At 54.5% G+C, this 23,291-nt stretch carries 20 protein-coding genes; 15 read left to right on the forward strand and 5 right to left on the reverse strand.

The genetic code is table 11. The annotated features are described in order from the left end of the window. The first annotated feature begins 46 nt into the window (after positions 1-46). The 5 genes from AC4G46_RS04820 (at position 47) to AC4G46_RS04840 (ending at position 5,883) form a co-directional block, all read left to right on the forward strand. The gene (locus AC4G46_RS04820; protein ID WP_491126922.1) at positions 47-823 is read left to right on the forward strand and encodes a DUF4430 domain-containing protein; all 777 of its coding nucleotides are present in this window, start codon (positions 47-49) and stop codon (positions 821-823) included. Beyond that, positions 820-1,764 carry an energy-coupling factor transporter transmembrane component T gene (locus tag AC4G46_RS04825; RefSeq protein ID WP_491126923.1) on the forward strand — a complete coding sequence of 315 codons (945 nt, stop codon included), beginning with the start codon at positions 820-822 and terminating at the stop codon, positions 1,762-1,764. Before AC4G46_RS04820 ends, AC4G46_RS04825 begins: the two co-directional genes overlap by 4 nt. Continuing rightward, complete coding sequence (locus AC4G46_RS04830; RefSeq protein WP_491126924.1) at positions 1,680-3,386, forward strand: ABC transporter ATP-binding protein; 1,707 nt, start codon at positions 1,680-1,682, stop codon at positions 3,384-3,386. Before AC4G46_RS04825 ends, AC4G46_RS04830 begins: the two co-directional genes overlap by 85 nt. After that, the gene (locus AC4G46_RS04835) at positions 3,350-4,036 is read left to right on the forward strand and encodes an ECF transporter S component (RefSeq protein WP_491126925.1); all 687 of its coding nucleotides are present in this window, start codon (positions 3,350-3,352) and stop codon (positions 4,034-4,036) included. The genes AC4G46_RS04830 and AC4G46_RS04835 overlap by 37 nt, the downstream gene beginning before the upstream one ends. A gap of 137 nt (positions 4,037-4,173) precedes the next feature. After that, positions 4,174-5,883, forward strand: a complete 1,710-nt coding sequence (locus AC4G46_RS04840) for a methyl-accepting chemotaxis protein (protein ID WP_491126926.1) — start codon at positions 4,174-4,176, stop codon at positions 5,881-5,883. Positions 5,884-5,983: 100 nt separating this feature from the next. Here the strand turns inward: AC4G46_RS04840 and AC4G46_RS04845 are convergent, their stop codons facing one another. The 5 genes from AC4G46_RS04845 to qoxA form a co-directional block, all read right to left on the reverse strand. Beyond that, positions 5,984-7,528: a stalk domain-containing protein gene (locus AC4G46_RS04845; protein ID WP_491126927.1), complete on the reverse strand. Its 1,545-nt coding sequence runs from the start codon at positions 7,526-7,528 to the stop codon at positions 5,984-5,986. Positions 7,529-7,779: 251 nt separating this feature from the next. Further along, entirely contained in the window at positions 7,780-8,073 is a 294-nt protein-coding gene (gene qoxD / locus AC4G46_RS04850; RefSeq protein ID WP_068728289.1) for a cytochrome aa3 quinol oxidase subunit IV, read from the reverse strand. Between the two features lies 1 nt (position 8,074). Further along, complete coding sequence (qoxC, locus tag AC4G46_RS04855) at positions 8,075-8,671, reverse strand: cytochrome aa3 quinol oxidase subunit III (RefSeq protein WP_491126928.1); 597 nt, start codon at positions 8,669-8,671, stop codon at positions 8,075-8,077. After that, the gene (qoxB, locus tag AC4G46_RS04860; protein WP_491126929.1) at positions 8,668-10,611 is read right to left on the reverse strand and encodes a cytochrome aa3 quinol oxidase subunit I; all 1,944 of its coding nucleotides are present in this window, start codon (positions 10,609-10,611) and stop codon (positions 8,668-8,670) included. Before qoxB ends, qoxC begins: the two co-directional genes overlap by 4 nt. Positions 10,612-10,654: 43 nt before the next feature. Beyond that, positions 10,655-11,665, reverse strand: coding sequence for a cytochrome aa3 quinol oxidase subunit II (gene qoxA / locus AC4G46_RS04865; RefSeq protein WP_491126930.1), 1,011 nt, complete (start codon positions 11,663-11,665; stop codon positions 10,655-10,657). A 536-nt stretch (positions 11,666-12,201) separates the two neighbouring features. On the opposite strand from qoxA, the gene AC4G46_RS04870 reads away from it, so the two are divergent. The 10 genes from AC4G46_RS04870 (at position 12,202) to AC4G46_RS04915 (ending at position 23,257) form a co-directional block, all read left to right on the forward strand. After that, positions 12,202-13,308: a polysaccharide deacetylase family protein gene (locus AC4G46_RS04870; RefSeq protein ID WP_491126931.1), complete on the forward strand. Its 1,107-nt coding sequence runs from the start codon at positions 12,202-12,204 to the stop codon at positions 13,306-13,308. A gap of 255 nt (positions 13,309-13,563) precedes the next feature. Continuing rightward, positions 13,564-13,950 carry a GntR family transcriptional regulator gene (locus tag AC4G46_RS04875; protein ID WP_491126932.1) on the forward strand — a complete coding sequence of 129 codons (387 nt, stop codon included), beginning with the start codon at positions 13,564-13,566 and terminating at the stop codon, positions 13,948-13,950. Next, positions 13,943-14,845 carry an ABC transporter ATP-binding protein gene (locus AC4G46_RS04880; RefSeq protein ID WP_491126933.1) on the forward strand — a complete coding sequence of 301 codons (903 nt, stop codon included), beginning with the start codon at positions 13,943-13,945 and terminating at the stop codon, positions 14,843-14,845. The genes AC4G46_RS04875 and AC4G46_RS04880 overlap by 8 nt, the downstream gene beginning before the upstream one ends. Further along, on the forward strand, positions 14,799-16,808 hold the full coding sequence (locus AC4G46_RS04885; protein ID WP_491126934.1) for a DUF6449 domain-containing protein: 2,010 nt from the start codon (positions 14,799-14,801) through the stop codon (positions 16,806-16,808). The genes AC4G46_RS04880 and AC4G46_RS04885 overlap by 47 nt, the downstream gene beginning before the upstream one ends. A 150-nt stretch (positions 16,809-16,958) precedes the next feature. Beyond that, positions 16,959-17,093, forward strand: coding sequence for a hypothetical protein (locus AC4G46_RS04890; RefSeq protein WP_491126935.1), 135 nt, complete (start codon positions 16,959-16,961; stop codon positions 17,091-17,093). Between the two features lie 128 nt (positions 17,094-17,221). After that, positions 17,222-18,073 (forward strand): nucleotidyltransferase domain-containing protein, encoded by an 852-nt coding sequence (locus AC4G46_RS04895; RefSeq protein WP_491126936.1) that lies wholly within the window; start codon positions 17,222-17,224, stop codon positions 18,071-18,073. A 2-nt stretch (positions 18,074-18,075) separates the two neighbouring features. Next, positions 18,076-19,521 carry a 3' terminal RNA ribose 2'-O-methyltransferase Hen1 gene (locus AC4G46_RS04900; RefSeq protein WP_491126937.1) on the forward strand — a complete coding sequence of 482 codons (1,446 nt, stop codon included), beginning with the start codon at positions 18,076-18,078 and terminating at the stop codon, positions 19,519-19,521. Continuing rightward, positions 19,518-22,133, forward strand: coding sequence for a polynucleotide kinase-phosphatase (locus AC4G46_RS04905; RefSeq protein WP_491126938.1), 2,616 nt, complete (start codon positions 19,518-19,520; stop codon positions 22,131-22,133). Before AC4G46_RS04900 ends, AC4G46_RS04905 begins: the two co-directional genes overlap by 4 nt. Positions 22,134-22,156: 23 nt before the next feature. Next, the gene (locus AC4G46_RS04910) at positions 22,157-22,720 is read left to right on the forward strand and encodes an RNA 2'-phosphotransferase (RefSeq protein ID WP_491126939.1); all 564 of its coding nucleotides are present in this window, start codon (positions 22,157-22,159) and stop codon (positions 22,718-22,720) included. A 21-nt stretch (positions 22,721-22,741) separates the two neighbouring features. Continuing rightward, on the forward strand, positions 22,742-23,257 hold the full coding sequence (locus AC4G46_RS04915; RefSeq protein WP_491126940.1) for a mismatch-specific DNA-glycosylase: 516 nt from the start codon (positions 22,742-22,744) through the stop codon (positions 23,255-23,257). Positions 23,258-23,291: the final 34 nt, after the last annotated feature.

A 23,291-nucleotide genomic window follows, 5' to 3' on the forward strand; every position in this document is an offset into this window, starting at 1 on the left:
TAAAAAGGGTATGTTCTGCGGATTATTCCAGGAGGTGCAAAGAGTAATGATTAGACCGGCTATCCGCCGTTTGCTTCCGCCAGCGCTAGTGCTGCTGGCCGCGCTGCTGCTGCCGGGCTGCGCAGCCCCCGGCAGGGATGCCGCCGCCCCGGACGCGGGCGGCAGCGCCACCGCCACGGCTGCGGCACAGAGCCCGCAGCCGGCGGCCACCGCGTCTCCGCAGCCCGGAGACGCTGCCGTCACCGCCCCGCCGTCCGCGCCGGCGGGGCACACCACGCCGTCTCCCGCAGCGGAGACGGCCACCCAAGGCGCGGCCACGGCTACGGCGCCGCCCGCCAAGGGCGCCGGCGCCACCGCGGCGGCAGCGGCGAAGCCGTCCGCTGCCGCAAGCCCTTCTGCCGGCGCTGCGAAGCCGGCAGCAACGCCGCCGCCAGCGGCGGCCAAACCCACGGCGGCTGCGCAGCCTGCCGCCGTGGCCGATACAGCCGTCATCTCCATTACAGGAGATGCGGAGCACGGGGTGATTCTTGCGCCGGCGGCGTTCGAGATCAAGGAAGGCGAAAGTGCGCTGGACCTGCTGAAGCGGATTACCCGCCAGCACAAAATCCAGATGGAATTCCAGGGAGCCAAAGGCTTTGCCTATGTCGAAGGCATAGACAATCTGTATGAATTGGATCATGGCGCGGAGAGCGGCTGGATGTACCGGGTGAACGGGGAGTTTCCGGACAAGAGTGCCGGAAGCTACACCGTACAGCCCGGGGATACGATAGAATGGCTGTATACACTTGACCTCGGCAAGGACATCGGAGCCAAGGCGCCATGAGCAGCGGCTTCCGGGCCATGCATCCGGCAGTAGCGCTGCTCTATTACGCCGGGCTACTGCTGTTCGCCGCACTGATTACGCATCCGCTCTTTCTGATTACCGAGCTTGCAGGGCTAATCCTCCTGCTGCTGCTGCAGGGGCAGGGCCGGCAGCTGCTGCGCGGGCTGCCCTTCTATCTGCTGATGGCCGGCTCCGTGGCTGTGCTGAACCCGTTGTTCTCGCACAGGGGAGCGCATATCCTGTTCTACCTGTGGGACCAGCCGATTACGCTGGAGGCTGTGCTGTACGGGCTGATCATGATGCTGGTGCTGCTTACGATATTTCTGTTATTCATCTCTTACAACTACACCGTAACAACGGATAAATTCATGTATGCCTTTGCTGCGGCTGCGCCCAAGACGGCCCTGCTGACGCTGATGGCCATCCGGTTTGTGCCTTTGTTCCAGAGAAGGCTGCGCGAAATCACCCTGATCCAGCGGTTTCGGGGAATTGATGTCGGTGAAGGGAGCCTGCGCAAAAGAATGCGTGACGGCATGACCCTGCTGAAGGTACTGCTGACCTGGTCGCTGGAGGAGGCGCTGCAGACGGGTGACTCCATGAAAGCAAGGGGGTACGGTATCCGCAGACGCAGTACGTACTCGATATACAAAATGGACTGGTTAGACAAAACCGTGCTCCTGCTGCTGGGGCTAAGCGGACTGATTCCGCTGATTCTCTGGCTGCAGGGCTTCGGAACATTTGAGATTTATCCGCGTATGAAGCCTTTGGTATTCGGCAGCGGAGAAGCAGTGATGTACATCAGCTTCTGCCTGTTCGTGCTGATACCGACGGGCTTGGAAGGAAAGGAGATTTGGCTATGGAGATCATCGCGGCGGAAGGCCTATCCTTCCGTTACCCCGGAGCCGAACGGGACTCGCTCCATGAGCTCACCTTTACGGTAGAGGAAGGGGAGTTTGTAGTACTGATGGGCCCGTCAGGCGGCGGCAAAACGACGCTGCTGCGCCAGCTGAAGCGTGAGCTCACCCCTGTAGGAACGGGGAGCGGCGTGATCCGTTATGCAGGATTGCCGCTGGCTGAACTGCCGGAGGAACGGGCGGCCGGGGAGATCGGGATGGTCTTCCAGAATCCGGAGGCGCAGATTGTCATGGATACCGTCTGGCATGAGCTGGCCTTCGGGATGGAGAATCTGGGTCTCGCGCCGCAGGTGATGCGGAGCAGACTGGCGGAGATGGCCGGACTGTTCGGCCTGGAGCCGCTGCTGTACAAGCCGGTGCATGAGCTTTCGGGTGGCCAGAAGCAGCTTCTTAATCTGGCCTCCGTCCTGCTGCTTCAGCCAAAGCTGCTGCTGCTGGACGAGCCGACCTCACAGCTCGATCCGGTTGCAGCGCGTGAATTCATCCAGACCCTGCACCGCCTGAATGAGGAAATGTCGGTGACTATTATCATCAGTGAGCACCGTCTGGAGGAGGTGCTGCCGCTGGCTGACCGTGTGCTGCTTATAGAGGGCGGAATGCTGCGGGCGGCCTGTCCTCCGCGGGAGCTTGTTGCCAAAGCAGCGGAGGGCACGTTTGCCGCGGTCCAATCGTATTTGCCTACCGCAGCGCGCCTGTACCTGGCGCTGCCTGCACAGGGGAAGACGGATGCTCTGACGGAGTCCGTCCCCCTGACGGTTCGCGAAGGTAAACGCTGGCTGCATAACCTTGTGTCACCTGCGGCGGGCGAACCGCCTGGCGGCAATTCTGCTGCCGCTTCCGGCAGTAACACCGCTGCCTTGCCGCATAAGGCTGATTCCGCTCCGCTGTTAAGTGCGAGAGAAGTTACCTTCCGCTACGAGAAGGAAGGCCGGGAGGTGCTGCGCAAGCTGAGTCTGTCGCTGTACCAGGGGGAGCTGCTTGCCATTCTGGGCAGCAACGGCGCCGGTAAGTCCACGCTGCTGCATGTGCTGAGCGGGCTGGCCAAGCCGCAGCGCGGCAAGGTGGAGCTGGCCAGGGGGATATCAGCAGGATTTCTTGCCCAGAACCCGCTGCTCTATTTCAGCTATGATACCGCGCTGGAAGAGCTGCAGCACATGGTTGCGTTTGCCCGTCTGGCGGCGGATGAAGCCACATCGGAGATCACCCGGCTGGCAGAGGCGTTTGAGCTTCAGCAGGTGCTGCAGAGCCACCCGCATGATCTCAGCGGCGGTCAGCAGCAGAAGCTGGCGCTTGCCATGGTCATGCTGCTGAAGCCGGCGGTCCTGCTGCTGGATGAGCCGACCAAAGGACTCGACCCTGACGCGAAAGTGCGCTTTGCCGGGCTGCTACGGCAGCTGCTGGAGCAGGGGATAAGTATCGCTGTAGTAACACATGATGTAGAGTTTGCTGCACGGTATGCTTCCCGCTGTGCCCTGCTGTTTGACGGGAGCATTACGGCGGAGGGGAGTCCGGCGGATTTTTTCAGCAGCAACTATTTTTATACGACTGCAGTTAACCGCATGGTGCGGGATATACTGCCCCAGGCACTGACAATAGAGGATGTGATGACAGCATGGCAAGGTTACGCTTTCCGCTCATCGTTGCTGTAGCCCTGTTTCTGGGGGGGCTGGCGCTTACGGCTGCGCTTAAGGACCGCCATTATATGCTTTTGAGCCTTCTGCTGCTGGGGGCGGCACTGCTGCCTGTTTTTCTCCGGCTGGAACGGCGGAAGCTGGAGTCCAGGGAGCTGGTGCTGCTGGCTGTATTGTCGGCGATTGCCGCAGTCAGCCGGATTCCGTTCGCAGCTTTGCCGAGCGTGAAGCCTGTATCCGCCCTTGTGATCCTGTCGGCCTATGTGTTTGGGGCGGAAGCGGGGTTTATCATCGGGGCCGTAGCTGCGCTGGTATCCAATATTTATTTTGGACAAGGGCCGTGGACACCGTGGCAGATGTTCGCCTGGGGAATGGCCGGGCTAAGCGCAGGCTGGCTGCGGAATTCCTGGTGGATGAAAAAGCGCGGAGGCATGCTGCTGTTCGGCTTTCTCTGGGGCTTCCTGTTCGGATGGATCATGAACATCTGGTACATTATCAGTCTGCCGGAGGCCTTCAGCTGGGGGCTGGTTATGACTGCCTACGCTTCCAGTTTTTATTTTGACCTGGCCCATGCCTTGTCCAATGTGTTCTTTTTGGCCATACTTGCCGGGGGATGGACTGGTGTACTGGAGCGTTTTCGCCGGAAATACGGGCTGCTGCAGGATTGAACGGGTTCATTATCCCTGTAGGAGCATTCAGCCGACACTGAAGTATTCTACAAATTTTTAACATATGCATCATTTTTCGACTTTTTTCGCCGATATAGATTTTATAGCACGATAGGGAGAAGGCGGGAATAAGGCTAATGAGGAATTTAAAAGTAAAATTCAAAATGGCAGTTCTGGTAGCTGTTGCAGTAATCCTGGTGGTTGGTGTCGGAACTGTAGGGATCCTCTTTACGGGTAAACTTGCTGACCGGTCCCAGGAGACTTACAATCAGAATCTGATTCCCATCTATCTGGTTACTGAAACACGCGCCAATAACCGGGCGATCGAGTCTTTTCTCCTGGAGGATCTGCTGACCCGGGAATCGGACAAAAGCAAACAGCTTACCGCTGACATTCAGGGCAAGATCGAGCAGAACAATGAGCTGATGAGGCAGCTGAAATCCATTGAATTCAATAATGCAGAGATCAGCGGCTTAATCGATGAGTATCTGTCGCTGCTTGAGGACTACCGGACACAGCGCGATAATATCCTTCAGCTGGCAGGCAAAAATCTGAATGAAGAGGGCTACCAGGTATATTCGGGAAGTGCCTTCAGCGATTCGCGGAACAAGATGGTCGGCTTGCTAGACGATGCCGCCGCTTCCCTGATTGCAGATGCCAAAGCACATAACGAGCTTACACTATCCAATGCCAAGACCTCCCGTGCGGTCAGCACCCTGCTGATTACCGCTGCCTGGGTGCTGTGCATTGCCATCAGCATCATTATATCCCGGCTGATCACAAAACCGCTGAAGGAGCTTCAGGCTCTTATGAAACGCGCGGAAGAAGGCGATCTGACCGTAACCGCGGCGTATGCCTCCAATGATGAGATCGGCCAGATCAACCAGTCCTTCAATTCGATGCTCACCAGCCTGAAGCGGATGATGCAGGGGATATCGGAGAGTACGGAAATGCTGTCCGCTTCTTCACAGGAGATGAGTGCAAGCGCAGAGCAGACGGCGCGCGCTTCACAGCTGATTGCCGAGGCTTCGGGCGATATTGCGGCCGGATTCGAGACTCAGGCTGACAGTATCATCCGTACCACTGCATCCGTGCAGACCATGGCAGAGGATATTGCAGCAGTCGAGCACAGCAGCAACGATATGGCTGAACTGATGACCGGTGCAGCGGCTTCCACCGGATACGGTGCCGAGGCGGTAAACGGCATTATCACCCGGATGAGTGAAATCAATGCCAGCGTTGCTGCTACCCAAGCCATTGTCGGCAATCTGGGCAGCCTCTCGGAAGAGATTAACACTATCATTACTACAATAAACGATATCGCGAACCAGACGAATCTGCTCTCGCTGAATGCCTCTATTGAAGCTGCCAGAGCAGGCGAACACGGACGGGGATTCGCAGTGGTTGCGGAGGAGATCCGCAAGCTGGCTGAAGAGACAGGGCACAGCTCACTAAAGGTTACGGAGATCATTACGGATATCCAGCAGCAGACGAGCAGTGCGGTCGATTCCATGACAGCCGGATCGGAGCTCGTGGCGCGGGGTGTCGCGCAGAGTGAAGCTGTCGCGCTGGCCTTTGCGGAAATCCAGTCTGCCATCGGGTCGGCTGTCCGGCAGACAGAGCGGATCAGAATCGCGGTGGAGCATGTCTCCGGGGAATCACAGTCGGTGACAGAAGCGATGGAACAGGTAGGCGAAGCTTCACGCAAAGGTGCGGAGGATGTTCAGGATGCCAGTGCTGCGACCAGAGAGCAGCTGTCCTCTATGGGTGAGATGTCCATGTCCGCCCAGTACCTTGCGACGCTGGCTGAAGATTTACAGAAGGAGCTGGCAAGGTTCAAGCTATAGCAGAGTATAAAGAATGTCATCCGCAAACAGCCCCCGGAACGCTTAGGTTCCAGGGGCTGTTATGTTTTCATGCTTGATCCGTCCGGTTATTCAAATGGCCTTAACTGGTGAATGGTGTCAGACGGCCGCCGCCGCTAAGTGTAATAGTCGCCCCGGCCAGCCAGCTGTTGGCGCTTGCCGACGCATCATAGTAGATGGTGTATCCGTTATCCTTGATATTGGACAGGGTAATATCACCGTCAGTCAGGGTGCTCAGGTAGGAATCGGCAGTAACGTTCCAAACGCTGGCTGCATCAAGCGTAAGTGAAACCGACTTGGCTGCATTGGCAGCGTCAATTGCTCCGGTCAGGGAGCTGCCGTCCGAGAGAGTAAGCTTAACCGAGCTGATACTGTCGGCGGTGACATCACCGGTCAAAGGCTGGGCATTGGCATTAAGCGTTACTGTAGCGCCGTTTGTACCCGTTGTGCCCCATTTATCAGCATTGGCAGCCAGCAGGATGCCGGAGTTATTTATCAGTCCAACGTTCTTAAGATTGATAACTGCATCAGTATTGGTGGCATAGAACAGCGGTCCTTCGTAAGCGGTCAGCGAGCCGCCGGTCATTGTCAGCGAGCCGGTTCCGGTCTCGGCATCACCCGAAAAGCTCTGATAGAGCATAATCCCGCTTTTTTTGGCACCGGACAGGTGAGTATTTGTCAGTGTGATGGAATTTTTGCCTTCGATTACGGCTGCTTCCGATCCTTGCGCTGTAATCAGCGCATCTGTGACGGCGATCGTACCGGTGGAGTAAATCCCCGGCGAATCTGTACCGGTTGTCAGCATCTTGCCTCCGGTAACATTTACGGTACCGTTTCCGCGGTCAGTGGCAATACTGGCGGAATGGGTGCCGGCTGTGGTGATATTGGTATTGGTCGCATTGACGGTTCCTGTATAGGTGGCATCCAGACCGCGGGATGAATCCTCGGTAGTTGTGATGGTTGCACCGGATACATTGACTGTTGACCCGGCACCGGTTGCGAATACGGCATTTGCTCCGTTTGCACTGGTGGTAATGGTTGAATCATTCAGGGACACCGTGCTGCCCCCGGCTGCAAGGAGCGCGGCGTTTAGCCCGTAAAAGTTACTGTTGTCTTCAGAGGAAGTGCCGCCGGTTTTACTCAAAGTCACTCCGTTTAGCGTGAGGGCACCGCCGGCTGTAACTTTGACTGCGGAGGTATCTGTTGTCACCGCAGTTAAGGATTCATCTGTTTTGCTGGCAGTGCTGCCGTCCAGCAGATAAGTTGCACTCCCTAAGCTGGCCGCATCTGCAGTTCCGGCTGCTTCTTCCGGTGCTGAACCCGTTTCGCCGGCCCCGGTCAGGCTGACGGTTTTGGTGGTCTTGTCATAACTGGCCGTTAATCCGACCGCTTCCGAGATCGCTCTGGCCGGAAGGTAGACGGTGCCGTTATAGATGAATGGCTCTACAGTCGCGCCTGTGGCATCCTTCAGTGCGGTTTCCTGGCCGTTCAGTTCAACGATAATATCATCGTAGGTGACGGCAATCTTTTTCGTAATGGTGTCGGCATAAGCTGATACTGACATGGCGAGTGAGGCGGTTACGGCGGCTCCAACGACAAAACCCTTCATTCCACTTTTTTTACTCATACTTGTTCTCATCCTTTGCTGTTAGTGTAGGCCCTGCTATGTAGTTCCATCTTTCTGTGCTGTGAATAACTACATTGTAGAACCGCTAACTGAGAACCATCTGAGCCTGCGCTGAATGTTGGTTGAACCCGGGCTGAATGTTTGTTGAAAATGCCTGAAGGCAAGGTGTCCCATCACGAAAAAAAAGCCCGCAACCGGAGCATATGCCGGAAGCGGGCTGTATTGTGAAAACGATTATGAAGCTGTAAAGCTTACGCGTACCAGCCCCATACGAAGATGAAGAGGGTACCGAAAAGGGTAATCAGGCCTACGAACAAAGCATAGGCAATGTTGATGTAAAGCTCTTTTTTGGTATCTGCTGATTCGCCGATGTGCATGAACACGAACAGCTGCAGGGATGCCTGGATAATTGCTGTGACCGTGAGAACCACCACGTTGGCTGCGTGGGACAGATCACCGTAAATAACAATCAGCGCAGCGGCTGAAAGAACCAGGGAGGCCAGATAGCCCATTACATGACGGATTGGAAACAGTTGCTTTATCATATCACATCATTCCTTTCAGATAGACGAAGCTGAAGATGAAGATCCAGACTACGTCTAAGAAATGCCAGAACAGTGAGAAGATAAAAGTCTTGTTGGCGGTAGCGGGTGTGATCCCCCGGCGCCACAACTGAATCATAATCCCTACTCCCCACAGGAAGCCGAAGCTGACGTGGGCACCGTGAGTTCCGAGCAATACGAACAGACTGGACAGGAAGCCGCTGGTCTGCAGGGTTGCTCCTTCATGAACGTAGGTGAGGAACTCCTCGATTTCAACGCCGATGAAGCCCAGACCCATCAGCAGTGTAATCCCCATGAAGAACATCATAGCCTTCTTGTAGCCGAGGCGCATGGCGTGCACGGCAAGGCCGATCGTGAACGAGCTCGTCAGGAGCAGGAAGGTGGATATCAGCAAGGGGCCGATTTCAAAAATTTCAGGGCCGCTTGGTCCGTCGGCAAAACGGTTAACCATAACGAAGTATACAGTGAACAATGTAGCAAAGAGCGGAATTTCAGCTCCAAGGAAAACCCAGAAGCCGAAGATTTTGTTACTGTTTTCTTCCGTTGAATATTCCAGCGGCTTCGACGCATCTATTTTCATACAGTCTCACCCCGCAGTTTCTTTTCAGTAGCAATAACTTCTTCTGCACTTACATAGAAGCCATGATCCTGGTCAAAGGACATTGCAGCCAGCATAACGATAACACCGACTCCGGCAACAATAGCAGGAATCCACATGCTGAATACAAGGAAGAAGCCCAGGAAGAAGAAGATTACACCCAGGATAAACGGCTTCCCAGTGTTGTTAGGCAGGTGAATCTTGGTGATTTTATCTTCAAACAGCGATACTTTTTTCTGCTTGGCTTCCCAGAACGGATCCAGGGAGTTAACCTTAGGCACAATAGCGAAGTTGTAGGCAGGGATCGGACTTGGTGTAGCCCATTCCAGGGTACGTCCATCCCAAGGATCGCTTGTTGTGTCTCTCGGCATATAGCGGGTACTCCAGTAGATGTTGTACACCAGCAGAACGAAACCGATAGCCAGACCTACCGCTCCGGCGAACGACAGCATATTCAGCGGACCGAAGCCGGTCTCTTCCGAATAGGTGTACATGCGGCGTGTCATCCCCATCAGACCGAGGAAGAACAGCGGGAAGAAGGTTACGTTAAAGGAAATGATGATCCACCAGAAAGCGTGCTTGCCGAGACGTTCGTTCAGACGGAAGCCGAATACTTTCGGGAACCAGTAGTGGAACCCGGCAATAACGGCGAACACAGCGCCCGGAATCAGAACGTAGTGGAAATGCGCTACCAGGAACATCGTGTTATGGTACTGGTAATCGGCACTGGCCATCGCCAGCATGACGCCGGTAACACCGCCGATGGTAAAGATCGGAATAAAGGCCAGCGTGTACAGCATCGGTGTAGTAAAGGTTATCCGGCCCTTACGCAGGGTGAACAGCCAGTTGAATATTTTGACCCCTGTCGGTACAGCAATCGCCATTGTAGTGATGGAGAAGAAGCTGTTGACCATTACGCCCTGACCCATGGTGTAGAAATGGTGCGCCCATACCAGGAAGGACAGGAGGGAGATGATAACCATACTGAATACCATGGAGGTATATCCGTACAGGTTCTTTTTAGAGAAGGTGGCGATAATCTCACTATAAATACCGAAGGCCGGCAAAATAACGATATATACTTCAGGATGTCCCCATACCCAGAACAGGTTGGCCCAGAGCATATCCATCCCGCCGTTGGCCATCGTGAAGAACTGCGAGCCGAACAGGCGGTCGAACATCATCAGTGCCAGTGCTACGGTAAGCACAGGGAAAGCGAAGACGATAATGATGTTGGTAATCAGAACAGACCAGGTGAACATCGGCATCTTCATCAGTGTCATGCCCGGAGCGCGCATTTTGAGGATGGTAACAATGAAGTTAACCCCTGTAATGAGCGTACCGATACCTGAAATCTGCAGCGCCAGAGAGTAGTAGTTGTTCCCTACAGTCGGGCTGAATTCCAGACTCGCCAGCGGGAAGTAAGCGGACCAGCCTGCATCCGGGGAACCGCCGATGACGAAGGAGATGTTAAGCAGCATGGCCCCGAAAAAGAAGAGCCAGAAGCTGACGGCGTTGAGACGCGGGAAAGCAACGTCTCTTGCGCCGATCTGCAGCGGAATGATGACATTCATCAGACCGATGATAAACGGCATGGCCATAAAGAGGATCATGATCAGACCGTGAGTGGTAAAGACCTCATTATAGTGCTGTGCATCAAGGAACTTCATTTCAGGTGCTGCAGTCTGCAGACGCATCATCATGGCGTCCACGCCGCCGCGGAAGAGCATCAGGAGGGCAGCCAGGATATACATAACCCCGATTTTTTTGTGGTCCACGGTAGTCAGCCATTCGCGCCACAGATAGCCCCACTTCTTAAAGTAGGTCAGCCCGATAATAATCGCAATGGTAGCAAGGACGATGCTGGCCATGGCTCCATATATTAAGGCTCCGCCGTGAACCTTAAATTTTTCTAAATCCATTAGGGTGGCTCCTTTCAGGTTGTTGCTGTTGCGGATCTAATCTTTATCGTTGAGAATTTTCCTGGACAGCGGAAGTCGGCAGTGGCTCAAAGAGCTCCGGATTCGGGTCCAGTTTGAATTCAGTCTCACTTGAAGGTGCCGGGGAAGGATGAATTTCCTTGTTGTCCTCATGCTCTTCGCCGCCGTTTTGCATATCCATTTCCATGCCGTCACCGCTCATATGCTCGCTGTGATCGCCAGGAGGCGGACTGAATTCCAGATGGGTAGAAGAATAAGTCTTGCGTCCGAGATGCTCGGCGGCCAGAAGGCCCTTGAATTCGTCTTCTGTCAGCGCAGGAGCAGTCTCCTTCACTTCCTTAATCCAATCCTGATAATCCGCGTCAGTCATAACCAGCGTTTCAAATTCCATGTGGGCAAAGCCTTTACCGCTGAAATTCGAGTTCTTTCCGATATAAGAGCCTACGGTATCACCAGAGAGGTTCAGATAGGTGAGCATGTCGCTCATTGCGTATTTCTGTCCGGCCAGCTGCGGAACCCAGAAACTGGTGATCGTTCCGAAGGAATACAGTCTGAACTCAACTGCACGGTGAACCGGGATGTTCACATAGTTTACTGTTTCGATGCCTTCCTCAGGATAGCTGAAATGCCATTTCCAGTTGGAGGAGGAGGCATAGATGACTAGCGGCTTCTGGTCCTTATACTCATTCGCCACATTCTCTACGGCATGGGTGGACTTTACAGTCACAACCGACAGGAAGGCCACGATGATGATCGGGATAATAATCCAGATCGCTTCAAGAACCTTATTGCCCTCCTCATGTTCAGGAATGTAGCCTTCATTGCTCTTCTTTGCCCGGTATTTCACCAGGACGAAGATATATAAGATGTAGACAACTGCCAGGACAAAGGCCATCACCGCAATGGAGAGGATAATGGTGTCAGACAGCGTCCGTGCAGCCGGGCCCTTAGGATTCAGTACGGTTAACGAACTGCATCCCGGAAGAATAAAGAGCAGGCTGAGAAACAAAGCGTATAACGGTCCCTTTTTTTTCATATAGAACTCCTTCCTTCAATAATTCTTTTCATTAGCCGTTCGTTGCTGGCGGGCGAATTAATAACCTGTATATATAGTAAGAATTACTTACCCGGATTGCAAAATACATAATTTGTAAAAATATCTATAATCGTCCTCAAAAATGGCGATAAAGTTAAAGATGTGTGATCAATTTGTTACAAGTACAGTTATGTATGACAAAGATCACTGTAGCGGCGGGCTTTAAGCTAAATTTAAGGTTGTTCAAACTTTGTTCAAAATTACCGTATTGTTGCTAATTTCGTCACAATTATAATGTGTGAAATTCACAGAAATTAACCGCTTTATTTGTTGGTCTGACAGTATTCGACGAAAGTTGCACTCCTATTGGCGTAAAGTGCTATTGTGTGATTTGTCACAGCGTGAAAAAGTAACAATATTTTAGGCACCCGGTTACAATCTCTCAAATTACGTTATATCTATGTATGGTAGAGTTAGAGGCAAATATACATAGATTGGAGCTCTTGCTTGTGTTTAAAAAAGTAATGCTTGTTCTTATGTCCTTATTTGTAACTTTTGGTGTGCTGCAGACTGCAGCAAGTGCAGCCGGTGCGGGCCCGAGCCTGAAGCTGGGTGTGAATGACAAGCTGACCGGAATTGAAGCTGTGCCGGTTAAGGGCAGCTATTATGTCCCCCTGCGGGCTGTATCTGCAGAGCTGAAGTGGACGATTACCGGGCTGACTGACGGAATTGCGGTTGCTGCGGGCGGCAAATCCGTACTTTTGCTCAAGAATAACGGCGGCTTAAAGCTGCAGGACGGTACAGTTGTGCCGATGGACAGCTTCTTGCAGAACGGGAATCTGATGGTACCGGTGAAGCTCAGCGGATACCTCGGGTATAGCATAACCTTTCAGGGAGATAAATATTTACTGAGAGTCCGCGACGGGTCGGCGGCCATGAGCGATGAGGCTTTTGTGAAGCAGTATGCGGACGAACTGAAGCCGCAGGCTGTAAGTCCGGCTAAACCTTCCGGAGAAGGGGACGTTAAAGGGCGGACCCTATATCTGACCTTTGATGACGGGCCGTCGGCGACCACGGCACAGCTGCTGGATATACTGGATAAGTACGAAGTCCAGGCAACATTCTTTATGCTTGGCCCGAACATGAACCGTTATCCCGCCCAGGTGAAGCGGATTGTGAAGGCAGGGGGCGGACTTGGGCTGCACGGCATGACCCACCGTAAGGAGAAATTTTATGCTTCGCCTGCGGCAGCGCTGGCTGAAATGACGGCGGATAACGCGGTGCTGAAGAAAATCAGCGGGGCGGAAACTACGCTGATCCGTCCGCCATACGGAAGCAAGCCCTACTTCACCAAAAGCTTCAGGGACAAGGTGCTGGCCCAGGGCTACCACCTGTGGGACTGGAATGTCGATTCGGAGGACTGGAGATACAAGGAAGACAGCGATAAAATCTATAAATCGGTTATGGACCAGGTGCACAAGCTGCAGTCATCCAAGACTAATCCGGTCATCCTGATGCATGACCAGAAGGCAACATTGAAGGTGCTGCCGCGCCTGCTGGAGACCTTCAAGAAGGAAGGCTACAGCTTTGCTGTAATCACCAAAGATCTGAAGCCGCTGAACTTCTGGAATGATGAGCGGTAACAGCAGGTTTATGGAACGGAAAACATGATGTTTGTGAAAAGAGGCCGGCAGACTTAGTCTGCCGGCTTTTTTGCTGTGCATGGGCTGCTTGCGTATAAACGTTACTAGTGGCGGAACTGCGAAGTTGAAATAAGTGTATTCTAGCGGGCAGGCCGTTTCTTTGCGTTGACAATTCCAACTAACTGTATTAATAATAGTAGTACAGTTAATACACCTAAGTTTTCCATATTTGTAGCTTAGTAAAGGAGGGCGCCTATGTTCGAACTGGATGTCCGCAGCCGCAAGCCGATTTACGAGCAGCTGACTGATAAGGTAAAAGAAATGATCATGCACGGCATTCTGCAGGCGGATGAACAGCTTCCATCGGTAAGAACATTGTCCTCACAGCTCACAGTCAATCCCAATACGATACAGAAGTCTTACCGGGAGCTGGAGCGTGAAGGCTTTATTTATTCCCTGCCCGGAAAAGGGAGCTTCGTAGCACCGCTTGCCCAGGAGCGCAGTGAGAGTAAGCGGACAGAGCTGCGCGGACAGCTGCTGAGGCTGATGGCCGAGGCGGTATACCTCGGTTTCACCGAGAGCGAAGTAAGTGCATTGTACCGGCAGGTTATGGAGCAGAGAGAGGGGGAGAAGCATGATTGAGATGCGCGGGGTAAGCAAAATATTTCAAGGGGAAAAGGCCGTCGACAGCCTCTCGCTGTCTGTGCGGCAAGGGACGATCTACGGCCTGCTCGGATCAAACGGCGCGGGCAAAACCACGCTCCTGAAAACACTGGCCGGGATTTACCGGCCCGACGAAGGGACCGTTACGGTTGGCGGTGAGCCGGTTTTTGAAGCTCCGGATGTAAAGCGGAGGATTATTTTCATGCCGGACAGCCCGTATTTTTTTCCGCAGGCAACATTGCAGAGCATGGCTGCTTTTTACCGGTCGATCTATCCTTCGTGGAGTGAGAAGCGGTTCGGGGAGCTTGGGACAGCTTTTAAGCTGGACAGGAAGAGAAAGCTCAGCAGGTTCTCCAAAGGGATGCAGCGCCAGGCGGCACTGTGGCTTGCTCTGAGCTGTACGCCGGAGGTGCTGATCATGGACGAGCCGATCGACGGGCTTGATCCGGTTATGCGCCGGCAGATCAAGAATCTGCTGTTTCAGGAAGTGGCCGACCGGGGGCTGACCGTCCTGATCTCCTCCCACAATCTGCGCGAGATCGAAGATCTGTGTGACCATGTCGGTATCATGCACGGCGGCCGGATGCTGGTAGAGAAGGAGCTGGATGACCTGAAGGCGGATACGCATAAAATCCAGGTGGCCTTCCGCGATCAGCGCCACGCCGGTGCGCTTGCCGCCAAGCTGCAGATTCTCCACCAGGAACAGCGGGGCAGCGTCAGCCTGTATATTGTAAAAGGCGACCGTGAGCGGATCACGCAGGCTTTTCATGTGTATGAGCCTTATGTGTTCGACCTGCTGCCGCTGACGCTGGAGGAAATCTTTATTTATGAAATGGGGGATGCCGGATATGATGCGCAGCCGATTCTTCTTTAACAGCAGTGTCATCCGCCAGAACCTGCGCCAGCATGGCTGGATCGGAATTATTTATTCGCTCGTTCTTTTATTCGCGCTGCCGCTGCAGCTGTTCTTAAACAATGACCCCAACCCGGAGCGCAGGACTATAGACAACCTGTTCTTCATCGGCGGAGAGATTCAGATGCTGTTCTCCGTTACGGTGCCGGTCGCGGCAGCCTTGTTCCTGTTCCGTTATCTGCAGGCCAAAGCGCCATCCGACCTGTGGCACAGCCTGCCGCTGCGCCGGGAACACCTGCTGGTGTCCCATACGGCAAGCGGGCTGATTCTGGTGCTCGGACCGGTCTGGCTGACTGCTGCCGTGACCGCAATAGTGCGGCCAATGGCCGGCAACATGTATATTTACTCCTGGGCAGACGTGGGGCAATGGTGCCTGACGCTGACGATCCTTACGCTGTTCCTGTTTGTGTTCAGTGTGTTTGTCGGCATCTGTACCGGGCAATCCGTGCTTCAGGGGGTGGTGATCTACATTCTGCTGGTTCTGCCTGCCGCGCTGCTGATGCTGGTGAATGAACATTTCAGCATGTATCTGTATGGTTACCCGGCATGGTACGGATTAAGGGGCCGGAGTGAAGTCTGGTCTCCGCTGATGCATATGATCTATGTCAAAACCAATCCGTTCACCGCCGGCTATCTCTGGTTCTATTCGGCATTGACTGTCCTTTTGTTTGGGCTGTCCTTCCTGCTGTACCGTAGACGGCACGGGGAGAAAGCGGGCCAGGCGATTGCCTTTACTTACTTTAACCCGCTGTTCAAAGCGGGGATTATGCTCTGTGCCATGCTGTTATCGGGTACTTACTTCGCTCATCTCCGGTACCAGCAGCTTGGCTGGATTATCGGCGGCCATCTGATCGGCGCACTGATCGGCTATATTGCCGCAGAGATGATTATCCGCAAAACCTGGCTGATTCTGACCCGCAAGGCGGCGCTCGAGTTTGCCGGATATGCAGCGCTGCTGGGACTTGTGCTGTATATTCCGGTATCCGGGCTCACCGGCTATGAGAACAGGGTTCCGGCTGCGGATAAGATAGCGGGTGTATATGCTTCAGATAATTATTCCACCTATGATGCCTACTGGAACAATGCATATCCTTTTGCAGACAAACAGGACCCCTTCATCGGGGATAAGGACTATGTTGAAGCTGTCCGCAGGCTGCATCAGGCAATGGCAACCATGCGGCCACATCCGCAGAATGTGGAATACCGTGATTTTTATCTCATGTATAAACTGGACAACGGACGGATTTTGAACCGGAGCTACCGGGTTCCCGTTGCCGGTTTTGAACCGGAGCTGCGGGCCGTAATGGAGAGCGACGGGTATAAACGTACATTGTACAGGCTTTATCAGCTGGATGAAGAAATAGAAGGCCTGCGTTTCAGTGATTACAACAAGGCACTTATTATTTCGGACCCGCAGGAAATTGATGAACTGAAAGAATTATTGAAACAGGAAATTATGAATATGAGCTATGATGACCAGACCGGTCGGCAGCGTTCTTACGCAACCATTCAGATTATAGGCAAGCCTGATGATGAAGGATATCCTTACTTCTCAAGCTATGAGTGGATGCATTCCTTCAGTAAGCTGACGGAGCGGCTTGAGCAGCTGGGTTATGCCGACAAAATCCGTGTGACACCGGGGGATGTGAAGTCGGCAGAAGTAATTCCGAACGAATATTCCAGCCGGTTCACCGGAAGTGACCGATATAATCTTGAACGCCATCTGGAGCTGGCCCGCAAGGAGAACCGCTCCGTTTCAGTTAATGATGCTGCAGCGGTCAAGGATATCCTTGACCGGGGACGATATTATACTAACTCCGACGGGGGTTATCTGGTGAAGCTGGTCTATAATGAGGGCAGAGAGGACTTCATAACCCTGCGGGAAGAGGATCTGACGCCGGCAATCAGGGCGGTTCTTCCGTAGCCTCTACAGTGTGCCGGGCACCGGCCTGCCGGTGCCCGGCGGGTTGACAGAAACTGGGCCTGTGAATTATGCTGTTGGAAAATACTCAGGCAAAGCATATATTTTCAAATTCAATTCACCAAACAAAATGTTAAAGGAGGTCAGCGGCAGATGAATACTTACAAGAATGCGTTCAACAACAATAATAGCTATGAAAATCTTATGCATTCCGAGAATCCGCACATGTATTCCATCTCTCTGGCCTCCCTGGATCATAACCCGTCTCGGCAGCAGGTGATTTATTGACGGTACCGGTATTTACCGGAAGCCGCGATACGTAACCGGCAGTCAGCTGCAGAATGGGGTAAGGCCATGGACGACGGAGTCCATGGCCTTTTTTGTATATTTTTTGAGTCGAAAGGAGCATGAACAGAATGTCTGAAATCAAGCTGGAGATTATACGCCAGCTGCGCATGATCGAGTCGGAAGAAGATGTGCGTATCCTGTATGCCTGCGAATCAGGCAGCCGGGCCTGGGGGTTTCCGTCCAGGGACAGTGACTACGATGTGCGCTTCCTGTACGTGCGCCGGCCTGAAGCGTATCTGTCGATTTTTGAACCAAGGGATGTCATTGAACGGCCGATCAACAATCTGCTGGACATTAACGGCTGGGATTTGAAAAAAGCGCTGCTGCTGTTCCGCAAATCCAACCCGCCGCTGCTGGAATGGCTGCAGTCCGGCATCCGGTATGAGGAAAATTACACCGTAGCCGAGAGCATCCGCGCGCTTTCGCCGCTCGGCTTTTCACCGAAGTCCTGCATTTATCATTATCTGAACATGGCCCGGGGGAACTACCGCAGCTATCTTCAGGGCAGCGAGGTCAAGATCAAGAAATACTTTTATGTGCTACGGCCGCTGCTTGCCTGTGCGTGGATTGAGAAATATAACGAGGTTCCGCCGCTGGAATTCTCCGTGCTCGTAGAGACGCTGATTCCCGGGGGAACACCGCTGCGGCAAACGGTAGATCAGCTGCTGATCCGTAAAATGTCCGGCGACGAACTGAATGTAGAGCCCCGGCTTGAGGTTATAAATAATTATCTGGAGCAGTCAATTGCCCATTTTGAAGAGTCGGCTTCCCTGTTTGAAGCAGCTGACGGAGTACCGGATGAACAACTGGACGTACTATTTTACAGCGCACTGGCGGAGGTTTGGGGTAATGAAAGCTCCTGGACTGCAGGATTAAAAGAGGTCAGGAGGCCGTCAGGCAACGCTTATGGAGGGAACTAGAGATGCATTTAATCATCAGGGCGACGGGAGCGGGAGCAGGCATGCTGTCCCATCTGCTGGCCAAAAATCCGAATAACCTGTACGACCGGACTGAAAAAGAGGCAAGAGTGCGCATTGTTTTTACCGCCTCTTCCGAAGAGGTGACCGAAGCCGTTATTTATGTGACGCCTGATCCGGTGGAGCTTGTAAAGGGAGACTCACAGGCGCACAATGATATTACGCAATATATCAATGACCGGGAATTTGTGACCAGCAGCCTGTTCTGTACTTACATCCGGGCGGCGCTTGGCACGGCACTGAACGGCAAACCGAAGGAAGCCTATGTGCCCCGGGTGAAGGAGCCGCTGGAGCTTGCGCTGAGCTTCGGGCCTGTGGCATCCAATCTGCCGGACCGCACGGTGGAAGAGCTGTTTGGTGCTCTCGGCTATGAGGTTTCTCTGGAACGTGGCGATGCGGAATATACCTTTGCGCTAAAAGCGCGCAGCTCGGCAAGGTATATCCGGCTTAAAGGGAAGCAGACACTGCAGACTGCATTGCAGCAGCTGTTTGTACTGATCCCCGCCCTGGATGACTACAAGCATTATTACATCAGTGATGATGAAGTGGATAAAATCCGGCGTTACGGCGCAGGCTGGCTGGAGCAGCATCCGCAGCGGGCACTGATTCTGAAGCGCACACTGCGTTTTGCCGGAGCGATCAGACAATATGAGGAAATGGCGGCAAAAGAGTTGCGGGAAGCCGGCGGCGGCACCGGAGCACCGGCGGACATTCCCGTACTGGAAGGAGCCTCTCCCGGCGGTTCTGCAGAACCATCCGGAGATCAGGAAGCGCCGAAGGTCCGGCTTAACGATCTGCGCTATGAGGCGATTGCCCGGACGGTCGGGGAGCTGGCAGCCAAAGCCAGCATTGTGGACTTTGGCTCCGGGGAAGGCAAGCTGTCGGCCAGGCTCAGCAGTGTGCCGGGCGTCCGCGAGATTAGGGCGGTAGAGCCGTCGGCTGCTTCACAGCTGCGGGCAATGGAGCGCTTCGCCAAGCTGGAGGGCAGACCGGGGGCAGTGGTTCCCGAGCCCGTGACCGGCTCGCTATTCTATTTCGATGAGTCACTGCGGGGCAGTGATGTTATGATTCTGTGTGAGGTTATTGAGCATATCGATGAACACCGGCTGGACCGGGTGATGGATACTATTCTTGCCCAGTATGCCCCCAAGACCCTGATTGTGACAACGCCGAACAAGGATTACAACACCGTTTACGGGATGGAGCAGGAGGAGATCCGGCATGCTGACCACCGGTTTGAGTGGGGGCGCGAAGCTTTCTCGGCCTGGTGCAGCCGCTGGACAGGAGCATTTCCTTATACAGCTGAGATTACAGGAATCGGTGAAGGTTCTGCGGAGTATGGATACCCGACGCAGATGGCGGTATTTACGAGAGGAGAACACCTGCAATGACGGAAAAAAATGAAGCACAGCGGACCATTCCGTTTCCGCACGGAGGCATTATCGTGCTGGTCGGGCCGTCAAACAGCGGTAAAACCACTCTGCTCCGCAGACTGGTAGAGGAAGGCGTGCTGCTGGAGACGGAAATGGTATCCTCGGATACCTACCGTACCCTTGTTGGTGATGTCGAGTACCTGGACTGGAAGGGGCGGCCGCGGGAGGAGGCAGACATCCTTTACAACGATTATCAGAAGCTCTCCGGCCTGGCCTTCGAGGCGATGAACACAGTGGTGTCCATGCGCAGCAGGCTGGGTAAGCTGACGGTAGTGGACGCTACGCATCTGCAGCCGGAATACCGGCGCAAGTATATTGATATTGCAGCGGAGCATGATTTGCCCTGCGTGGCATGGGTGCTGGATGTGCCTGAGCAGACACTGCTTGCACGGGACAAGACCCGGGAGCAGCCGCGCGGCCGTCAGCGGGTCAAAAGCCAGTACAGCCAGTTCAAGCGCTCACTGCGCGGGCTGCGCGAGGAGGGCTTTGACTTTACATACATGCTTAAGGATCCTGAAGCTGTGCAGTTTGTGCGCCGGGACAATCCGCTGCTGGCTGATATCGGCGCCGGAATAGATGTGATCGGCGACATCCACGGCTGCTACGATGAAATGCTGGAGCTGCTCGGAGAGCTTGGCTATGCTGCCGGTGAAGACGGGCTGTACAGGCATCCTGAAGGCCGGACGCTGGTCTCGGTCGGTGATGTCATGAGCCGCGGACCGAGATCGCTGGACACGATGATCTTCTGGAAGCGGCACTTTGATGCCGGGATTGCCCGGATGACCGACAGCAACCACGGCTGGAAGATCGCCCGGTACCTCAGCGGACGCAATGTCACCTTGAGTCACGGTGACGAGAATATTGCCGAGGAGCTCCGCTTATTCGCCGAGACGTCCGGCGCTGAGGCTGCGGCAGCCTTAAAAGATGAGCTGAAGCAGTTTCTTCTGTCTGCCCCCAGCCATCTAGTTATGTGCCGGGACGGGGTGCGGCGGCTTGTCATTACCCATGCGGGCATCCGTGATGAATATATCGGCAGGCAGTCGCGGCGTGTTCAGGATTTCTGCCGTTACGGTGACACTGACGGGATGGACGCTGCAGGAGCACCGGTACGCAAAGAGTGGTATACCGGACATGAATCAGGCGAGCTGATTATCTGGGGCCATGACCCGCGTCCGTATCCCGCAGTGGTGAAGAATACGATCAACATCGACCAGGGGGCGGTATTCGGCGGAGCACTTACGGCTTACCGCTACCCGGAGCAGGAATTTGTCAGCGTCAAGGCACACCGCGATTATGCGGAAGATCCGGACAGCCCGCTGATCCGCTGGGAGCGCGGGCGGTTTGCTCCGCCTAACCTCGGCAAGCTGGTAAATGGCTATTCTGTCTTTACCGACGCATACGGAGAGGTCGCGGTGCGCGGGGATTATGTGAAGGCGGCGGTCGACACTGTCTCCCACTATACAGTTCCGCTGGAGGAGCTGGTGTATATTCCGCCGACCATGAGTCCGACTCCGTCTGTATCCGCAGATGAGTCTTACCTGGAGCATCCGCAGGAGGCTTTCGACTATTTCCGTTCGCAGGGCGTTACCACGATGGTCGCCGAGAAAAAGCATATGGGCAGCCGTGCCGTGCTGCTCCTCTTCCGCGACGAGCAGGCGGCTGTGTCCTATATCGGGCGGCCGGCGCTGGGCACTATTTATAGCCGTACAGGCCGGACGTTTTTTGACCGGGAGACGGAAGCGCAGGTACTGGCCCGGCTGAATGCCGATCTGGTGCAGGCCGGTTATTTTACCAGATACAATACGGAAATGCTGCTGCTGGATGCGGAGATTATTCCCTGGAACCTCAAGGCGCGGGAGCTGATTGCCACCCAATATGCCCATGTTGCAGAAGCGGCGAAAATGGACCGTGAGCACCTGCTGGTTAAGCTGCGTCAGGCAGAAGCGGCGGGCCGCGATGTCTCCGGCTGGGTGCAGGAGATGGAAGCGAAGCTGCATAATGTCCAGGTCTTCCGCCAGGCCTTCCAGCAGTACTGCTGGGATGTGAGCGGGCTTGAGGGCATCCGGATCGCCCCGTTTCATGTGCTGGCCCATAGCGGGCAGAGCTTTTTTGACCACAGCCATATCTGGCATATGGAGCAGACCAGTCTGCTGGCCGGAATTTCGCCGCTGTTCATGGAGACGGAGTACCGGGTCATCCGCAGCGGGGCTGATGAGGCGGATGTCATCAAATGGTGGCAGGACATGACGGAGGACGGCCATGAAGGCATCGTCATCAAGCCGGAAACCTTTATTACGAAGAACGGCAGGCACATGGTCCAGCCGGCCATCAAGGTGCGGGGACGGAAATACCTGCACATTATATACGGTATCGACTATCTGCAGCCGGATAACCTGAAACGGCTCAAGCAGCGCCGGACCTCCAAAAAAGAGCGCCACGCTCTGATGGAATGCGCGCTCAGCGTGGAATCCGTAAACCGGTTCATCCGCAAGGAGCCGCTGGAGCGTGTGCATGAATGTGTGCTGGCTGCTCTTGCGCTGGAGTCTGATCCGGTTGATCCCCGGCTGTAGCGGGATGAGGGGAGTTCTATAGGATGTTAGATGCAAAAGCTGAGGTTTCCCTCAGCAAATTTATGACCAAGGTGCTGCGGCATACGCCGGAGCAGTACGGATTAATTCTTGATCCGGAGGACGGCTCCTGCCTGCTGGAAGAGCTGCTTGATGTAATCAAGGCAGCTCCCAAGTGGTCAGGGATCACCGAGTCAGATGTCAGGCAGACGGTATCGAACTGTGAAAAGCAGCGTTTTGCCATTGAGGGGGAGCGGATAAGAGCCCGGTACGGGCACAGCCATACCAAGGTGGCCTATCCGCCGGGAGAGCCACCGGCCCTGCTCTATCACGGAACGCACCGGAGTGCGCTATCCGTCATTCTGAGGGAAGGGCTGAAGCCCATGGGCCGGCAGTATGTTCACCTGTCGGAGGGGCTGCATTTTGCATCTCTGGCCGGCCGCCGCCGGGGAGCGCTTGTGCTTCTTGCCATAGATACGGTTAAGGCAGCGAATTCCGGTGTAACCTTCTATTATGCGGGCAATGAGGTGTGGCTTGCAGGAGCTGTTCCTGCGGACTGTATAGCTGAGCTGGAGAACAAGGAGAAATAACGAAGGGCAGGAGGGATGTTCATGGAGGAAGTGCCGGATCACCTGGAGAACGGCTTGCAGATTGTATTTATCGGCTTTAACCCGAGCATCCGCTCCGGGGAGCTGGGGCATCATTATGCGAATCCGCGCAACAACTTCTGGCGGATTCTTCAGCAGTCCGGCCTGACGCCGCGCCTGTATGAGGCTGCAGAAGATGGTGAGCTGCTGAAGCTTGGTTACGGCTTCACGAATATTGTGGCCCGGCCTACGGTGGGTGCGGAGGATATCACGCGCGAGGAATATAATGCCGGGCGGGAGCTGCTGCGCGGGAAGCTGGAGCAGTACCGGCCGCAGATTGCCTGCTTTGTGGGCAAGGGGGTCTACACGGAGTTCAGCCGCAGATCCAAAGCGGATTGGGGCTTCCAGACAGCAGAGCCCGTTGTCGACGGGGTACGCGAGTTCGTCGCCCCCTCCTCCAGCGGGCTGGTCCGGATGCCGATGACGGAGATTATAGGCATCTACCGGCAGTTATATGACTTCATTCAGGAGAATGGCTGAAGGCAAAAAAACACCTCCCTCACATTAGTGAAGG

This window comes from Paenibacillus sp. fava2 (assembly GCF_058313675.1).

Bases quoted from the DNA above. Each gene is read 5' to 3' on its own strand.
- AC4G46_RS04890 (WP_491126935.1), top strand. From the start codon at position 16,959: ATGAATACTTACAAGAATGCGTTCAACAACAATAATAGCTATGAAAAT.
- AC4G46_RS04845 (WP_491126927.1), bottom strand. From the start codon at position 7,528: ATGAGTAAAAAAAGTGGAATGAAGGGTTTTGTCGTTGGAGCCGCCGTA.
- AC4G46_RS04875 (WP_491126932.1), top strand. From the start codon at position 13,564: ATGTTCGAACTGGATGTCCGCAGCCGCAAGCCGATTTACGAGCAGCTG.
- qoxA (WP_491126930.1), bottom strand. From the start codon at position 11,665: ATGAAAAAAAAGGGACCGTTATACGCTTTGTTTCTCAGCCTGCTCTTT.
- AC4G46_RS04830 (WP_491126924.1), top strand. From the start codon at position 1,680: ATGGAGATCATCGCGGCGGAAGGCCTATCCTTCCGTTACCCCGGAGCC.
- AC4G46_RS04820 (WP_491126922.1), top strand. From the start codon at position 47: ATGATTAGACCGGCTATCCGCCGTTTGCTTCCGCCAGCGCTAGTGCTG.
- AC4G46_RS04895 (WP_491126936.1), top strand. From the start codon at position 17,222: ATGTCTGAAATCAAGCTGGAGATTATACGCCAGCTGCGCATGATCGAG.
- qoxC (WP_491126928.1), bottom strand. From the start codon at position 8,671: ATGAAAATAGATGCGTCGAAGCCGCTGGAATATTCAACGGAAGAAAAC.
- AC4G46_RS04905 (WP_491126938.1), top strand. From the start codon at position 19,518: ATGACGGAAAAAAATGAAGCACAGCGGACCATTCCGTTTCCGCACGGA.
- AC4G46_RS04835 (WP_491126925.1), top strand. From the start codon at position 3,350: ATGGCAAGGTTACGCTTTCCGCTCATCGTTGCTGTAGCCCTGTTTCTG.
- AC4G46_RS04825 (WP_491126923.1), top strand. From the start codon at position 820: ATGAGCAGCGGCTTCCGGGCCATGCATCCGGCAGTAGCGCTGCTCTAT.
- AC4G46_RS04915 (WP_491126940.1), top strand. From the start codon at position 22,742: ATGGAGGAAGTGCCGGATCACCTGGAGAACGGCTTGCAGATTGTATTT.
- AC4G46_RS04900 (WP_491126937.1), top strand. From the start codon at position 18,076: ATGCATTTAATCATCAGGGCGACGGGAGCGGGAGCAGGCATGCTGTCC.
- AC4G46_RS04840 (WP_491126926.1), top strand. From the start codon at position 4,174: ATGAGGAATTTAAAAGTAAAATTCAAAATGGCAGTTCTGGTAGCTGTT.
- qoxD (WP_068728289.1), bottom strand. From the start codon at position 8,073: ATGATAAAGCAACTGTTTCCAATCCGTCATGTAATGGGCTATCTGGCC.
- qoxB (WP_491126929.1), bottom strand. From the start codon at position 10,611: ATGGATTTAGAAAAATTTAAGGTTCACGGCGGAGCCTTAATATATGGA.
- AC4G46_RS04870 (WP_491126931.1), top strand. From the start codon at position 12,202: ATGTCCTTATTTGTAACTTTTGGTGTGCTGCAGACTGCAGCAAGTGCA.
- AC4G46_RS04885 (WP_491126934.1), top strand. From the start codon at position 14,799: ATGAAATGGGGGATGCCGGATATGATGCGCAGCCGATTCTTCTTTAAC.
- AC4G46_RS04910 (WP_491126939.1), top strand. From the start codon at position 22,157: ATGTTAGATGCAAAAGCTGAGGTTTCCCTCAGCAAATTTATGACCAAG.
- AC4G46_RS04880 (WP_491126933.1), top strand. From the start codon at position 13,943: ATGATTGAGATGCGCGGGGTAAGCAAAATATTTCAAGGGGAAAAGGCC.